The sequence below is a fragment of the Weizmannia sp. FSL K6-3076 genome, from assembly GCF_038007245.1.
Classification (GTDB): domain Bacteria; phylum Bacillota; class Bacilli; order Bacillales; family Bacillaceae_C; genus Weizmannia; species Weizmannia faecalis.
Window position 1 is genome coordinate 3,101,401 of sequence record NZ_JBBOWU010000001.1, and the last position, 15,883, is coordinate 3,117,283.

11 protein-coding genes and 2 pseudogenes are annotated in these 15,883 nt (G+C 48.6%); 1 reads left to right on the forward strand and 12 read right to left on the reverse strand.

Annotation, left to right across the window (positions count from 1 at the left end; all coding sequences use genetic code 11):
- Positions 1–42: 42 nt before the first annotated feature.
- From NSS95_RS14690 to NSS95_RS14725, 8 genes and pseudogenes are all read right to left on the reverse strand, one after another.
- Positions 43–1,209, reverse strand: coding sequence for a CamS family sex pheromone protein (locus tag NSS95_RS14690; RefSeq protein ID WP_035190011.1), 1,167 nt, complete (start codon positions 1,207–1,209; stop codon positions 43–45).
- 42 nt (positions 1,210–1,251) lie between these two features.
- Positions 1,252–3,258: an NAD-dependent DNA ligase LigA gene (gene ligA, locus NSS95_RS14695; RefSeq protein WP_061577488.1), complete on the reverse strand. Its 2,007-nt coding sequence runs from the start codon at positions 3,256–3,258 to the stop codon at positions 1,252–1,254.
- 72 nt (positions 3,259–3,330) lie between these two features.
- Positions 3,331–4,872 (reverse strand): annotated as a pseudogene (locus NSS95_RS14700) (3'-5' exonuclease); the annotation flags it as partial.
- 909 nt (positions 4,873–5,781) lie between these two features.
- Positions 5,782–6,465, reverse strand: a pseudogene (locus NSS95_RS14705) (UvrD-helicase domain-containing protein); the annotation flags it as partial.
- A 37-nt stretch (positions 6,466–6,502) separates the two neighbouring features.
- Positions 6,503–7,198, reverse strand: coding sequence for a heptaprenylglyceryl phosphate synthase (locus NSS95_RS14710; protein ID WP_179234839.1), 696 nt, complete (start codon positions 7,196–7,198; stop codon positions 6,503–6,505).
- Positions 7,199–7,500: 302 nt separating this feature from the next.
- A complete protein-coding gene (locus tag NSS95_RS14715) occupies positions 7,501–7,833 on the reverse strand; it encodes a YerC/YecD family TrpR-related protein (RefSeq protein WP_071452148.1) in 333 nt (110 codons plus the stop codon).
- Between the two features lie 68 nt (positions 7,834–7,901).
- Entirely contained in the window at positions 7,902–8,909 is a 1,008-nt protein-coding gene (locus NSS95_RS14720; protein WP_017550751.1) for a DUF3048 domain-containing protein, read from the reverse strand.
- Positions 8,910–9,040: 131 nt separating this feature from the next.
- Positions 9,041–10,783: an adenine deaminase C-terminal domain-containing protein gene (locus NSS95_RS14725; protein ID WP_017550750.1), complete on the reverse strand. Its 1,743-nt coding sequence runs from the start codon at positions 10,781–10,783 to the stop codon at positions 9,041–9,043.
- 105 nt (positions 10,784–10,888) lie between these two features.
- Here NSS95_RS14725 and NSS95_RS14730 point away from each other — a divergent pair, with 105 nt between their 5' ends.
- Positions 10,889–11,119: a YgaP family membrane protein gene (locus tag NSS95_RS14730; protein ID WP_014096909.1), complete on the forward strand. Its 231-nt coding sequence runs from the start codon at positions 10,889–10,891 to the stop codon at positions 11,117–11,119.
- 95 nt (positions 11,120–11,214) lie between these two features.
- Here NSS95_RS14730 and purD read toward each other — a convergent pair whose 3' ends face one another.
- The 4 genes from purD to purM form a co-directional block, all read right to left on the reverse strand.
- Positions 11,215–12,465 carry a phosphoribosylamine--glycine ligase gene (gene purD, locus NSS95_RS14735; protein ID WP_017550749.1) on the reverse strand — a complete coding sequence of 417 codons (1,251 nt, stop codon included), beginning with the start codon at positions 12,463–12,465 and terminating at the stop codon, positions 11,215–11,217.
- A gap of 262 nt (positions 12,466–12,727) precedes the next feature.
- Entirely contained in the window at positions 12,728–14,257 is a 1,530-nt protein-coding gene (gene purH / locus NSS95_RS14740; protein ID WP_017550748.1) for a bifunctional phosphoribosylaminoimidazolecarboxamide formyltransferase/IMP cyclohydrolase, read from the reverse strand.
- The gene (gene purN / locus NSS95_RS14745; protein WP_017550747.1) at positions 14,254–14,847 is read right to left on the reverse strand and encodes a phosphoribosylglycinamide formyltransferase; all 594 of its coding nucleotides are present in this window, start codon (positions 14,845–14,847) and stop codon (positions 14,254–14,256) included. Before purN ends, purH begins: the two co-directional genes overlap by 4 nt.
- Positions 14,840–15,883 (reverse strand): phosphoribosylformylglycinamidine cyclo-ligase, encoded by a 1,044-nt coding sequence (purM, locus tag NSS95_RS14750; protein ID WP_017550746.1) that lies wholly within the window; start codon positions 15,881–15,883, stop codon positions 14,840–14,842. The genes purN and purM overlap by 8 nt, the downstream gene beginning before the upstream one ends.

A 15,883-nucleotide genomic window follows, 5' to 3' on the forward strand; every position in this document is an offset into this window, starting at 1 on the left:
CTAAAAAAGAGCAGATACATTTTTCATGTATCTGCTCTTTTTTCAGTTATAAATATGGACGGTCGGGTCTTTTGCTTTTGAATTCCTTACAATGAGCGCTTTTGCTTCATTGTTGGCCGTGATGTTCACTTGTAAATTGACATAATCCGGGAAGGTTTTGACCACCAGGCCGGCGACATATTGCGTAAAAGCAATGACTTCCGCCTGTCCGTAAAACTGGATCGGAATGTCGATGCTTAAATCAGCAAGCTGCCCATCGTTGTATCTTGCCCTGCCAATGCATCCGGTATAATTTGGGAAAAAGTCTTCAATGTCCGTTTTAAAATTCTCAAATGTTTTCTCATCATCACGATGGGCTTTTTCCGCATCGTCGGACGGGAACAAATAATATTTTTCATTGATGTTTTTCCAATCGTCTGCAGAGGTGCTGTTTGCCGGAACAGTAGCGTAAGCAAAGTAATTCCCGGGAATAACGGAATCCTTGCTCTGCTGTTTGTACAGCCCGATCGTAATCGGGACATTTTTCAATCCATTCATCTTGCGCAGGCGCTGGACGACTTCCGATGCAATCTGCTTCCCTTTTTCGTCCAGCGTTTTTTGGGAAATATTAACGTCATACGTGGAACCGTACTTTTCCGTCTGATAGTAATAAACCGAGTTCAGGGCAAGCCCGATGGCAACGCCGGACAGTTTGACGTTCCCTTTGCTGTCTTTTGTTAAATAATCCTGTTCGAGAATTTGCGCCAAATAAATCGGGTTTTTCTCATTTTGCTGCTTTGCCGATCCTTTTTCGTCATTCACCGGATTCAGCCCGACATTGTCCTGTTCTTTCAGGCCTTTCTTTTTCAACTGGTCTGCCGTATATTTTCGATTCAGCCATTTTGTAATGGTGTCGGAAGTCAAATACTGGCCTTCCTGAAAAAGATAGTCATCCGGCGGGTAATTTTTCTGCGCAACCCGCATCAGGCCGGTTTCAAATTCCTCGATATCATATGAAGTGTTTAAGTTGCTGACAACGAGCCCCCGCGATTTGCTCGTTTTATACGGGTAAATATTTTTATAATACTGGTCGGAAATTTGGTAACTCGAAACAACGGATGTTTCTTTTTTATTGTTGCTTTTCTGGACCACTTTGTTATCCGAGCCGAAACCCGGTGAACAGCCTGCCAGTAAAACCATCGATATGATGAGGGGGTACCATTTTTTCATACTGCCTTTCCACCTTTTTGATTTCTCGCTTTCCCTTGCAATTTATGAATGGAACCGTTCCAAAAACGCTGCTTCATCCCATACTTCAATGCCGAGCTGTTCCGCTTTGGTCAGCTTTGTGCCCGCATCTTCTCCGGCGATGACAAGGTCGGTATTTTTGCTCACGCTGCCGGTCACATTTGCCCCGAGCGCTTCCAGTTTTTCTTTTGCTTCGTTGCGGGTCATGTTCACCAGTTTTCCGGTTAAAACGACCGTCTTTCCGGCAAAAGGCGAATCTGCATTGCGCTTTTCCGCACGTTTGGGGCCTTTATAAACCATGTTGACCCCGAGTGCAGCCAATTCCCGGACCAGGCCAAGCGCTTCTTCATTTTCAAAATACGCAGCAATGGAATCCGCCATCTTTTCGCCAATATCGGGTATGGCCTCCAGTTCTTCACGCGTTGCTTTCGACAGCCGTTCCATTGTTTCAAAATGCGCTGCTAAAATTTTCGCAGCTTTGGCGCCGACATGGCGGATGCCGAGGCCGAACAGCAATTTTTCCAGCGAATTCTTTTTTGAGGCTTCAATTGCGGCAAGCAAATTGGAAACCGATTTTTCCCCCATTCTTTCTAATTGTAACAGTTCTTCTTTTTTCAGTCGGTAAATATCCGCAACATTGTGGATCAATTCATGCGCGAACAGCTGGCTGATGACCTTTTCCCCCAGCCCTTCAATATTCATCGCATTCCTTGATACGAAATGGATCAGCCCTTCGCGGATCTGCGCCGGGCAGTTCGGGTTAATACAGCGGAGCGCCACTTCATCCTCAAGGCGGACAAGCTCGCTGCCGCAGTCCGGGCAGTGGGACGGCATGGAAAATGCCTGCTCTTCGCCTGTCCTCCGTTCGGGAATCGGGCGGACCACTTCGGGAATAATGTCACCCGCTTTTTTCACCACCACATAGTCCCCAATCCGGATATCTTTTTCACGGATCAAATCTTCATTGTGGAGTGTGGCCCGCTGGACGGTTGTTCCGGCCACCCTTACCGGATTTAGTATCGCAGTTGGTGTGACGACCCCGGTACGGCCGACTTTTACTTCAATACCGGTCAGTTTAGTGACGACTTCTTCAGCAGGAAATTTATAGGCAATAGCCCAGCGCGGACTTTTCACCGTTGTGCCAAGGGCGGCTTCCTGGGCATAGTCATTTACCTTGATTACAATGCCGTCAATTTCATACGGAAGGGCCGGCCGTTTTTCCGTCCATTCCGCGATAAATTTAAGCACTTCCCCGATATCCCGGCATATTCTTGTTTCTTTATTGACCTTAAGGCCGAGCCTTTTCAAATACGCAAGCCCTTCGCTATGGGCGGAAATATCGAGCCCGGTTGTATCACCGATTGCATACATAAACGTATCAAGGTTCCGCGATGCCGCAATTTTCGGATCGAGCTGGCGAAGCGAGCCGGCTGCCGCATTGCGCGGATTGGCAAACGGTTCTTCCCCGTTTTCTTCTTTAATACGGTTCAATGCCTCGAAAGACTTTTTCGGCATAAAACATTCCCCGCGCGCCTCGATGGTAACCGGTTCATTCAACCTGAGTGGTATCGAGCGGACGGTTCTGAGGTTGGCCGTGATGTCTTCACCGATCGTCCCGTCCCCTCTTGTGGACCCTTGGACGAATAAACCATTCTCATATTTAAGCGAAATCGCCAGCCCGTCGATTTTCAGTTCGCACACGTATTCATATCGATCGCCAGCCGTCTCCCGGACTCTGCGGTCGAAATCGCGAAGGTCGGCTTCGTTAAAGGCATTTGCCAGACTGAGCATCGGTGTATCATGGACCACTTTGGCAAATCCGGATAAAGGTTCTCCTCCGACCCTTTGCGTTGGCGAATCCGGCGTGATCAACTCCGGATGCGCATTTTCAATCTCCTGCAGTTCACGCAAAAGCCTGTCGTATTCCGCGTCCGGAACGCTCGGGCGGTCGAGCACATAATATTCATAACTGTACTGGTTCAGCAGTTTGCGCAATTCGGCTGCCCGGGTGGCTGCCGCGTGATTATCCATGTGCAACAATCCTTTCCATCAGGGCAAAAGAGGCAATTGCCGCCTGTGTCCCTTTCGTTGTCCAGACTTATTCTATTCTACTTTTGTAATCGGCGCAAACTCGGCTAAAAGCCGTTTGATGCCGACAGGGCTCGGGAATGCAATGTCAAGTTCGGCTGACTTGCCTTCTCCCTTGACACTGACAACCGTGCCGATCCCCCATTTTTTATGTTCGGCTTTATCGCCCACTTGCCAAGAAAGATTGCCGGCCCTGTTTTGTTGCCAGGCAGGAACAACAGGCGGCCGTTTCTCTTTTCTTGCCGTATTGCCGCGCGAAACCTGGCGGAAATCGAGCCGGTCTTTTTCCTCCTTGCGAATATCCTCGATCAGTTCTTCCGGGATTTCATTGATAAACCGTGAAACAGGATTGATGTTCATGCGCCCGTAAAGCGTCCGCACTTCGGCATTGGTCAGGTACAGCTCCTCTTGTGCCCGCGTGACGCCGACATACATGAGCCGCCTTTCCTCTTCCATTTCCGCTTCGTCCATGAGGGAACGGCTGTGCGGGAAAATGCCCTCTTCCATGCCGATCAGGAAGACAACTGGAAATTCAAGCCCTTTGGCGGCGTGCAACGTCATTAAGACAACGGCATCTTTTTGTGCATCATCTTCTTCAAGCCGGTCAATATCGGCGACAAGCGCCAAATCCGTCAAAAAGGCGACAAGGCTTTTGTCATCGTTCTCTTTCTCAAATTCCTGGGCAACCGAAAGAAATTCATCGATATTTTCAAGCCGGCTTTCGGCTTCGAGCGATTTTTCCAGTTTCAGCGCATCCCGGTAGCCGGACTTGTCCAGCAATTCTTCCACCAGTTCGGTAACGGATAAATATTCCTGCATCCGGGTAAAATTGCTGATAAGCTCGTAAAATTCTCGGCAGGCTTTGGTAATTTTCGGACTGAGGCCGATAAAATCAATTTCCTGAAGTGCCGTAAATAAGGAAACATCCTGGTCCGCCGCATAACGCACGATTTTATCCAATGAAGTCTGACCGATCCCGCGTTTCGGCACATTGATAATCCGGGTCAGGCTGAGGTCGTCATCCGGATTGGCGATGACCCGCAAGTATGCCAGAATATCTTTAATTTCTTTCCGGTCGTAGAAACGGGTGCCGCCGACGATATTGTAGGCAATGTTCGATTTCATCAATACTTCTTCGATGACACGGGACTGGGCGTTCGTGCGGTACAAAATGGCAATATCGGAGTACCGGCGTTTACCCGATGCAGTGAGTTCCTTAATTTTTCCGGCAACAAACTGCGCTTCCCCCTGTTCGCTGTCTGCCCGGTAATAGACGAGATTTTGCCCCTCATCGTTTTCCGTCCATAAATTTTTCTTTTTCCGGTTTGCGTTGTTTTCGATGACTTTATTGGCCGCCTGTAAAATTTTCTTCGTTGAGCGGTAGTTTTGCTCGAGCAAAATGACTTTCGCGTTCGGGTAATCTTTTTCAAATGACAGGATATTGGCAATATCCGCACCGCGCCAACGATAAATCGACTGGTCATTATCCCCGACAACACACAAATTCTGAAACCTTGAAGCTAACAATTTCACAAGTGTATACTGGGATTTATTGGATATGGATAGGTGAGCCTTTGAAGTCATCTCCAGCTTTTCCCCCCATTCACACCGTACATGAGAGTTTCCCCTCATACGGCGTTCCATCAATTTGTTATCGCGTTATAATACCTACTATTTTATCGTTTCCAACCAAATCGCGAAGTTTGTTGATTTTATCTAGGGCATTCTCGTCTTTCTTTAGCTTTTGGTTGTTATCAGTCAACTAATCACCACCCGGTTACTGGCAGCTTTCGTTTCTCTTAGTCATACTCGAACCTGATAGACGATAAATGTAGTTGCTTTAACAAATTGACTAGTGGCTATCCCTCCATGATGTTTCCATCACCTCAACGGTACTGTGCCACCACTTTCACTGACATAAAGATAAGTTATAGCCTTCGCTTTTCCTTATCACCGCTTCATTGGCCGGTAAGTCCTCCGCGTTGTCAGCTTCCCACGTTCCGATGATTCTATCTGTACATACACTTTTAGGTGAATCCTCTAGTCCTGCTAGCTTGGACGTGCCTGTAACACGTCAAGGTGTTTCATAAAGACAATTCTTACTCCACCTCACTAGCGCCACGTACCGTGACAATGCCATTTCTAGCATCTATACCTCTAGAACCGTACATTCGGATTTTCGTCAGTTAGTTGTTGTTCACTAACATTCTCACCATGAGTGTTTTATAGACCCCCGGCTTATTTGCTGCACCTTCCACCTCTGGAAAGCTTTCGTCAACTTGACTTGTTACGGCAGCATTCAGCCGACTTCACCGAGCTTATAACCTCAAGATCCTTACCTATCTTGACGCTATTCGGAGGATCAGGGAGAGCCTTTCCGGGCGTTACTCCTTCATTCGACTCTTCGAATCATCAGTTCTCCCAGCTTTCGCTGGTGGCTAATCTTTTCAATTAGCAACGTGTCGCACTATCCTGATACTCATCAACGTGGATGTATTGGAATTTTCTTTGGTAATATTCGAGGACTTCCGGGACGCGCTTGAACAATTGGATTGTCATCATGATCAGATCGTCAAAGTCAAGCGACTGGTTTTTCCTCAGGCGTTGCTGGTAAGCTTCGTATACATCACTGACAATTTGGTCAAAAAAATCGCCCGCTTGTTTGGCGTACTGTTCAAAATCAATCAGTTCATTTTTCGCGCTGCTGATTTTCCCTAAAATCGCCCGCGGGTCAAATTTTTTCGGATCCAGATTTTTTTCTTTTAAAAGGTTTTTAATGACCGATAGCTGGTCGGTCGCGTCAAGGATGGAAAAATTGCGGTTAAAGCCGATCCTGTCGATATCCCTCCGCAAAATGCGCACGCACATCGAATGGAAAGTGGATATCCACACTTCCTCAGCGGCACCGCCCATGATCCCGGCAATCCTGTCCTTCATTTCGCGGGCGGCCTTATTGGTAAACGTAATCGCTAAAATATTATACGGATTCACGCCTTTTTCCACCATTAAATAGGCAACGCGGCGGGTCAGCACCCGTGTTTTGCCGCTTCCCGCCCCGGCAAGAATCAAAAGCGGCCCTTCCGTTGTTTTGACCGCTTCTTTCTGTTCGGGATTTAGCCCGCTCAGAATACGGTCGGTTAAAAATTGCATGATTTCACCACCACATGAGAATGTTTGTTCTATTTTATCACAAACCTGTTTGCTTTACAACCCGGACCGTTTTCACAGCCTCGTGTATATCTTCATAAACCACATTGCCGACGACCACTACATCTGCAGCCCGTGCCATCTCCGCAGCCTGTGCTGCAGTGCGGATGCCGCCGCCGTAAAACAAAACGGTATCTTCCAGTACTGTTTTCACTTTTTCGACAAGCTTTGGATCTCCGTAAGTGCCGCTGTATTCCAAATAAAAAACCGGAAACTTGAACATATGCTCCGCCATGCTTGCATAAGCGAGAACGTCGTCGTCATCAAGGCCGGTTGCTGCTTCTGCAAGCTGAGCGGCTTTACAGTCCGGATTTAAAATACAGTAGCCTTCCATGACGATCTCATTCCAATTCATCCATTCCCCGTATGCTTTCACTGCTTTATGGTGGGCACCGGTGATCCAAGTTGTATTTTGGCTGTTTAAAACCGCCGGAATCAAGTAAAGGTCATAAGCTGGTGCGATTGCGTCCGGATCCGATACTTCGAGGCAGCACGGTACGGCGTATCTCCTCACTCTTGACATTAACTGTAACGTGTTATCAAGGGTGACGCCGTCCGTTCCGCCGATAATCACTGCATCTGTGCCGGACTCGCAAACTTTTTCCAAATCATTTTCCGAAATATCTTTATTCGGATCCAATTTGAAGGCATGCCGCCATTCACGCACATCATACATCAACCGGAAATCCTCCATTCTTCATCCATCATAGCCCATTATAGCATTTGAAGGTACAGGCAAAAAAGCTTTTCATCAGAACGGGAAAATATAACAGGCCTGCTCGGAAACACCGCGCTTCCCCCCGTTAAATCCGGAAAATCTCTCCTGTATGCTTATGCAAAAAAAGCGGTGCCGGTAGAAGGAAAAATGAAAAGCGCAACTTTTCTAGCAAGATGCGCCAAACCCCGGGATTCTATCACGAAAAAGCCCTTTTTCTTGCGTAAAAAAGCCCTTCTTTTAAAAGAAGAGCTTTTTTCTTTTTATTCTGATGGTTCTTCTTCTGGACGGTTTTCCTGCCTTTGTTTTTTTTCGATCCGGTCGAGGACCATCTGGTAGGAATCGTTGCCATAATTCAGGCAGCGTTTGACACGGGAGATAGTAGCTGTGCTCGCGCCGGTTTCCGTCTCAATCGCATGGTACGTCTTATCGTTGCGCAGCATTCTCGCCACTTCCAGGCGCTGCGTCATCGCCTGAATTTCGTTGACGGTGCATAAATCGTCAAAAAAACGGTAGCACTCTTCAATCGTTTCAAGCGACAGGATCGCTTCAAACAGCTGATCCAGCGCTTTTCCGCGTAATTTGTCTATTTGCATAAACGTTTTTCTTCTCCTTTACTCTATTGCTTTCCAGCACGGCTCTGCCGGACTGCCCGAACCCCTGCCTAATCTGTAACGGTAACACTGCTTAAAGTTGGTACAATATTGATCCATGTTTTTCCCGGCACCAGTTTGACCGGTTCCCCGTTTTGATACGGAAGAATCCTGCCGTTGTCATTTTCCCATTCGACTTCCCGGAGCTTTCCCTTTTGGATGAGATACGCTTTGCCTCCAGATGTTAAATCAATATCCTTGCGCCCGTGACTGTCAATCAGCTTATGTTTAGCAGCAACAATGAACAAATTGTCGATGAGGACCGGTTGATCGTTATTTGCATCCACCGTCTCCACCCCGCCAGAGTAGCGGTCATACTTTCCTTTTTCTGCGTTATACCGGTACACGGCATTTAAATTGTCCCGGCTTGAATAACGGATACTGACTTTCCCCGCAGAAATGCCCGAAATGTTTTTCACTTCATTGGCAGAGGCAAAAGAAAGAGGAAACGGAGGCTGGTTCATTACATAGCCTTTTTTCCGTGCGCCCTTTAAAATATTTTGATAAGTGATATAGGAATTATGGGGCGCTTTTCTGGCCGCCGACCGTTTGAACAAAGTGCCGTCATACTGCATGCCGTTCAGTTCATCGACATAGCCCGAATCGAGCAGCTTTTTCGCGCCCGGGCTGTAGCCGTGGGCAATATATAAAGCATCGTATCCTTTTGCCAGCTTGATGAAATACGGTCTGGCGCTCCGGACAGGCCCGAATTTGGCCGGCATATGGCTCTCAAAAATTGCGACAAACCGGGTGATTTCCCCTTCTGCCAGGGCTTCATAGACCACATCGGCTGAACTTAACCCTGACTGCGGGCGTGCAAGCGGATGATTATTGATCATGACGGCAACCGCCCGTTTTGCCGGCCTGTTTGTTGTCCGAAGCCCTGTCAGCGGCGCTGTCCACCGGTGTGCCGCAGATTTTCCGGCTCCCTGCTGCTGACTGCCTGTACCATGCTGGCGGCCGCATGCCGATAGCACCAACAGGAGAAACATCAGGCCAATCAGTCGTTTCTTTCCCATTTTTGCAACTCCCATCGCGCTTTAAATACACCGAACGGCAAACCGCAACCTGCCGTACAGAAAGAGGTTTTTTAGAAACGAACCATCTCCCTTTTTACGCCATGCTTAACCATTTCCATTACTTTATTATTTTAACGCATTATTGTTGGAAAGAGTATCGTTTTCTTCATCACATCGTACATTCCTTTGGAAGTGATCCGGATATAGGGCAAATGGGTCGCGCATAAAAAGAGCAAAGAATACATCGGATCATCATATGCATAGCCGCGGTCCCTTAAAATACTGGAAAATTTTTTCATATCCCCGATCAGTTCATCCATGCTTTTATCCGACATGATGCCGCCGACCGGGAGCGGAATCTCATGGATGATTTTCCCGTTTTCCGCAATCACGATGCCGCCGCCCATTTCTTTCATCCGTTTAAATGCAAGCAGCATATCGCTCTTTGATTTTCCAATGCAAAGAATGTCGCCTGTTGATGAATAAGAAGAGGCAAGGCCCATCAGATTTTTGGCAAATCCTTTCACCAGTGTGTTGATCCGCCATTTTCCTTTTTTATCCATTAACATGAGAAAATTATCTTCATAGTTGTCCGGAAGCACTTCATACGATACGTCATACGAAATGGAGTACGGCCTTGTAATGACACTGTTGGACATCTCCAGTCCGAATGGCATGGAAAATTGCAAATCGTCCGGTTCGAGATCCCAATCCAGTTCAAGCGGGCCTTGACCGTACAATGCCCAATCGACCGGTTCTTCCGGTTCGATTCCTTTGCCATCTTTTTTCAACCAAACTCCTTTCGACAGAACCGAAACAGGCACCGGATTTGTTTCGCTCTCCAAAAAATTGATACTTGCCACCCGGCCTGTTGCAATGATACCGTGCAAATGCTGGATATTGTAGTAACGTGCCACATTGTAGCTTGCCATTAAGTATGCGTCCACCGGGGGCACCCCGTGTTCCATCGCGATTTGAATCATCCTGTCGATCACGCCTTCTTCGTAAAAAGCAGGCGAGCTGCCGTCGGTTGTAAAAAACATTTGATCATACTGGTCAATGCCGAGCGCTTTCATTTCATCCAGTAACACAGGCAGATCGGGGCGGATGGATGAGTGGCGCAAAGACACCGTGTATCCCTGCATCAGCCGGTTCAGTACTTCCTTGCCCGTCATCGCTTCATGGTCACAGTCTGCCCCAAACAGCATCATTTTTGCCAATGTTTTCTCGGAGGCACCCGGGAAATGGCCTTCAATTTTTTTCCGCATCCGCTTGGCTTCCTGAATCCAATGGAGCATTAAGTCGTCGCCGTCCACCAGTTTCGGCCAGCCGGTCAGCTCCCCTCCCTGCAGGACAGCATCATGCTCGAGCCACGATTTTACACACTCGTGAGAAAAAACCATTTCTTCGTCCACAAGCTCCGTCTGCCCGTCGAACCGGGCCCACCAATACATCGTAACCGGTGAATGGCGGAGCTTTTGCATTAGAGAAAACGCTTTCTTTTTGTCTGTTAATAAAACGAGCATGAGGTTATCGTTGATCAATGTTGTTGTCCCTTTTTGCGCTGCATAATGGGCAAAGGTTTGGGGATTATAAAGTTGAAACGGATGGACATGCGGTTCAATATACCCGGGCACAAGCCACTGCCCCGAGCAATCGGTGATTTCGCATCCTGATGTCTTTTCAGGCAGTTTTTCCCCGGTGTATATAATCCGGTCCTGATAAATCCAAATATTGCCCGTAACCCATTTTCTTAACGTCGAATGAAGAAACCGGGCATTTGTTAAAACCATGTCTGGCGAAAGCTTGCCGTCCAGCACGGCGACATGTTCCCTGATTTGTTTGTTTTTCCATCTGTAACGTTGGTCAAGCATTGTCTCATTCCTCCCTAGGGAGACCCTAATATATTCATATATTACCATATTTTATCCATTAAAGCAGTAAAGAAGTTCGAAAACATGGGAAAGGAGATGTTCATCATGAAAATCGCACCCAATATTGGCATTTTAAATGCCTTAATCCGAATTACGTGCGGGCTCACTTCGCTTGCATGGGCCACAGCTAAATTATCGAAAAAACCGGGGCGCTGCAGCTATTTATGTGTTGCGCTCATGGGTGCCATGAAAGTGGGAGAAGGGATTGTCCGTTACTGCCCTGTGACGGATCTCATTCAAAACCGGCAAATGAATGGCGGCCAGGAAGAAGTGTAAACGAGAAGGTAATATAAGGAATAGGAAACATTACCAACTGTGCAAAAAACATACCAGGCAAAAGGCCGGGATTTTCCAGCCTTTTGCCTCAAGGGCTAAGCCTGATTTCTTTTGCCGATATCTCTCCGGTAAAAAAAACCATCCAAACGGAGCCTTTCCAATTCGTGATACAGCGCTTTTCCCGCTTCTTCCAGCGTACCGGCTTTCCTTCCGATGAAAAGAACCCTTCCACCGTTTGATACAAGCCTTTCCCCCTCCAAACGCGTGCCAGCATGGAAAACAAAAGACTGCAATTTTGAAAGCGACGGAATGGGAATCCCTTTTTCGTACGCATCCGGATAGCCGTTTGCCGCAATCACAACCCCTAATACAGCTTCCTTGCGCCACTTGATGCTAGGGGTTTTGTCGTCCAACAGATCGAGAAAAATCTCTGCCAGATCCGATTCAAGCCTTTCGAGCACAACCTCCGTTTCCGGGTCGCCGAAACGGGCATTGAATTCAATCACTTTCACACCTTTTTTCGTCAGCATCAAGCCGGCATACAGGACGCCGGTAAACGGGCAGCCTTCCTCTTTCAACGCTCTGGCTGCCGGGCGCAAAATATGTTCCACTGCCTTTTTCACTTCTTCATCCGGGATTTGCGGGACCGGGGAGTAGGCGCCCATTCCGCCTGTATTCGGACCGCTGTCGCCGTCATATGCACGCTTATGGTCGCGCGCGATGACCATGGGATATACTTCTTCTTCCCGGACAAACGCCATCAGGGAAAATTCTTCCCCTTTTAAAAATTCTTCTACAACCACTTGGTTTGAGGCTTCCCCGAATTTCTTCCCGATCAGGGCGGCACGGAGCGCATCCTTTGCTTCTTCCGGTGTCATCGCAACGGTTACACCTTTTCCGGCGGCGAGGCCGTCTGCTTTAATGACGATCGGTGCGCCTTTTTCTTCAATATATTTTTCTGCCCCCGCATAGTCGGAAAAAACGCGGTAATCCGCAGTCGGAATGTCATATTTTTGCATCAGTTCTTTTGCGAATGCTTTGCTGCTTTCAATCCGAGCCGCTTGTTTTGTCGGCCCGAATATTTTCAAGCCGGCATTTTGAAATTCGTCGACAATCCCTGCGCTTAAAGGGGCTTCCGGACCGACAACTGTCAGTTCAATGCCCTTGTCTTTTGCAAAAGCAAGCAAAGAAGCCGTGTCCGTTTCATGGATCGGAACGATTTCGGCGATTTGCGCAATGCCGCCGTTTCCCGGTGCGCAATAAATTTTATCAACGCGGGCGCTTTCCAATAATTTTTTGCAGACGGCATGCTCGCGGCCGCCGCTGCCGATTACAAGTACTTTCATTTTAACGTGGCCTCCTCTCTTTGTCCATCATTTTGTAAGGTCTTCTGACTAATTTTATGATCTGATATAACGGGCACCCAGGGACAAATTTCCTGCCGAAACGTTCGCCGGTCCTGGCCGGACAGTGGCCTTCTCTTTTCTGTTTATCCGGCTCTGCTTCCCCGACTTTCGTACTTCTGCGCCTTTTCCCTATGATAAGCGGGCATCGGTTCTCCTGCAGTCATTGTGTCCGCCAAAGTAAGCCGTACGCTGCGCTTTTCTGTTAGTGCTTAAAGTGGCGGATGCCGGTGAAGACCATGGCGATGCCGTATTCATCGGCTTTTTTGATCGAGTCTTCGTCGCGGATGGAGCCGCCCGGCTGGATGATCGCGGTAATGCCAGCTTTGGCAGCTGCTTCGACAGTGTCGTCCATCGGGAAAAACGCATCGGATGCCATCGCGGCTCCTTTTGCTTTTTCGCCGGCCTGGGCCAACGCAATTTCTGCCGCACCAACGCGGTTCATCTGCCCGGCGCCGATGCCAAACGTTTTTTCAGTATCCGTCACCACAATCGCATTTGATTTCACATGTTTTACCACTTTCCAGGCCAGTTTTAAAGCCTTCCATTCCTGTTCTGTCGGCTCACGTTTTGTGACAGTTTTCACTTGGGCTTCATTCAAAGTATAGGTATCCTGATCCTGGATCAGCAGCCCGCCTTCAACGGAAGTAATGATTTTTTCCGGTTTGTGCGCTTCCGTAAAAGGCACAGTCAAAAGGCGGATATTTTTCTTACTTGCCAAAATGTCAAACGCTTCGTCCGCAAACGACGGGGCAATTACAATTTCGAGAAAAATTTCATGTAGCAGCTTGGCCGTTTCCGGGTCAACAGGCCGGTTGAATGCGACGATGCCGCCGAAAATCGATTTCGAGTCTGCCTCGTACGCTTTTTTATACGCTTCAAGCGCCGAATCTCCGACCCCGATGCCGCACGGATTCATATGCTTTACGGCTACAGCTGCCGGTTCCTTGAAATCTTTTACAATCTGCAGGGCGGCATCTGCATCGCGAATATTATTGTACGATAATGCTTTGCCGTGCAGCTGCCTTGCGTGCGCAATCGAAAACGGCGAACCAAGCGGGTTGATATAAAAGCTTGCTTTTTGGTGCGGGTTTTCCCCATAACGGAGCGTTTGCTTGAGCTCATATGTAAATGTGACATTCTCCGGGGCCTCTTCGCCAACAAGCGTTGTCATATAACCGGCAATCATGGCGTCATACGCTGCTGTATGGCGGAAAACTTTTGCAGCCAGCGCTTTTTTCGTATCTTTCGTCACATCGCCGTGCGTTTTAATTTCGTCAATCACTTTGTCGTAGTCCCCTGCGTCCGTAACAACGGTGACATATTCGAAATTTTTTGCAGCCGCACGCAGCATTGACGGTCCGCCGATATCAATATTTTCAATGGCCTCTTCTTCCGTGACATCCGCCTTTGCAATCGTCTCTCGGAACGGATAAAGGTTGACACAGACAAGGTCAATCGGTTTGATCCCGTGCGCTGCGATTTGCTGTTCATGTTCCGGCGTCCGTTTTGCCAAAAGCCCGCCGTGGATATTTGGATGGAGCGTTTTTACCCTGCCTTCCAAAATTTCCGGGAAACCTGTTACCTCTTCCACCCCCGTAACAGGCACGCCGGCTTCTTCCAGCGCTTTTTTCGTGCCGCCGGTTGAGAGAATTTCAAAGCCGAGCCCGCTCAAACTTTGTGCAAATGCCGTTACCCCTGTTTTATCCGATACACTGATTAATGCTCTTTTCATTCTGGTAAAACCTCCATGTTGGTTTGATTTTCCACTAGCTTCCTGAGCACATCCGGATACAGCATATGCTCTGTCTGATGAATTCTTGCCGCCAGTGTTTCGTATGTGTCCCCGGCAAGCACAGGGACAGCCGCCTGTGCAATAATCGGCCCGGTATCCATGCCTTCATCGACATAATGAACGGTTACACCCGTTATTTTCACGCCTGCCGCAAGCGCCTGCCCGATCGCATCTTTGCCCGGGAAAGCCGGCAGCAACGACGGATGGATATTGATGATTTTCCGTGGATACTGATTCAGGAGCACCGGCCCGATCAGCCGCATATAGCCGGCCAGAATGATCCATTCAATCTGTTTCTCCTGTAACTGCGCCAAAATTTCCTGCTCATACGCCCGCTTATCTGGGTACGTTTTCGGATTGAACACAAACGCCGGGATGTTTTCTTGTGCTGCCCGGCGGATGACATACGCATCTTCACGGTCACATACCAACAGTTCAATCGCGGCATCAAGTTCCCCTTTTTTGGCTGCATCACATATCGCCTGGAAGTTTGTGCCGCTGCCCGATGCGAAAACAGCCATTTTATGCATTGCCTCTGCTCCCTGCTGCAAAACGGACACCCGCCGTATTTGTAACATGGCCGATGATGAAAGCTTGTTCCCCGGACTGGTTGAAAAAGGAAACAGCGGCCTGTGCCTCTTCCGCCTTCACCGCGAGGACAAACCCGATGCCCATGTTAAAAACGTGAAACATCTCATCGCGGCTGACGTTACCGTAAGATGCCACTGCGGAAAAAACGGGCGGGACCGGCCATGAACCAAGGCTGATTTCAACACCGAGCCCGTCTCTGTGCATACGCGGAATATTTTCATAAAACCCGCCGCCTGTTACATGTGCCATTCCTTTAATCTCAAATTTTTTCAGCGCGGAAAGCACCGGTTTGACGTAAATTTTGGTCGGGGTTAACAGCACTTCTCCAAGCGGCCGGCCCAGTTCCGGCAAAATCGTATCAACGGTCATCGCATGGTCTTTGAAAAAAATTTTCCGGATCAGCGAATAGCCGTTACTGTGAATGCCACTTGAGGCAAGGCCGATTAAAACATCTCCGGGTGCGGTGTTACCCGTGACAAGCGCATCTTTTTCACATGCGCCAACCGCAAATCCCGCCAAATCGTATTCGCCTGCTTCATACATATCCGGCATTTCCGCCGTTTCTCCGCCGACGAGTGTGCACCCTGCCTGCACGCACCCTTCTGCCACGCCTTTTACAATTTGCTCAATCGTTTCCGGGTTCTGGCTGCCGCAACCGATATAATCAAGGAAAAATAGCGGTTCCGCCCCCTGGACAATGATGTCATTGACGCACATGGCGACACAGTCGATGCCGATCGTATCATGTTTATTTGTTAAAAAGGCAAGTTTCAGTTTCGTGCCGACGCCGTCCGTTCCGGAAACAAGCACGGGCTTCTGGTAATGGAGCGCGGATAAGTCAAACATGCCGCCAAATCCGCCGAGTGCACCGATTGCCCCCGCCCGGTTTGTCCGCGCCACATGCTTTCCCATCCGTTTGACCGCTTCATAGCCTGCTTCGATGTCGACGCCTGCATCCCGGTATGTGTTTGCCAT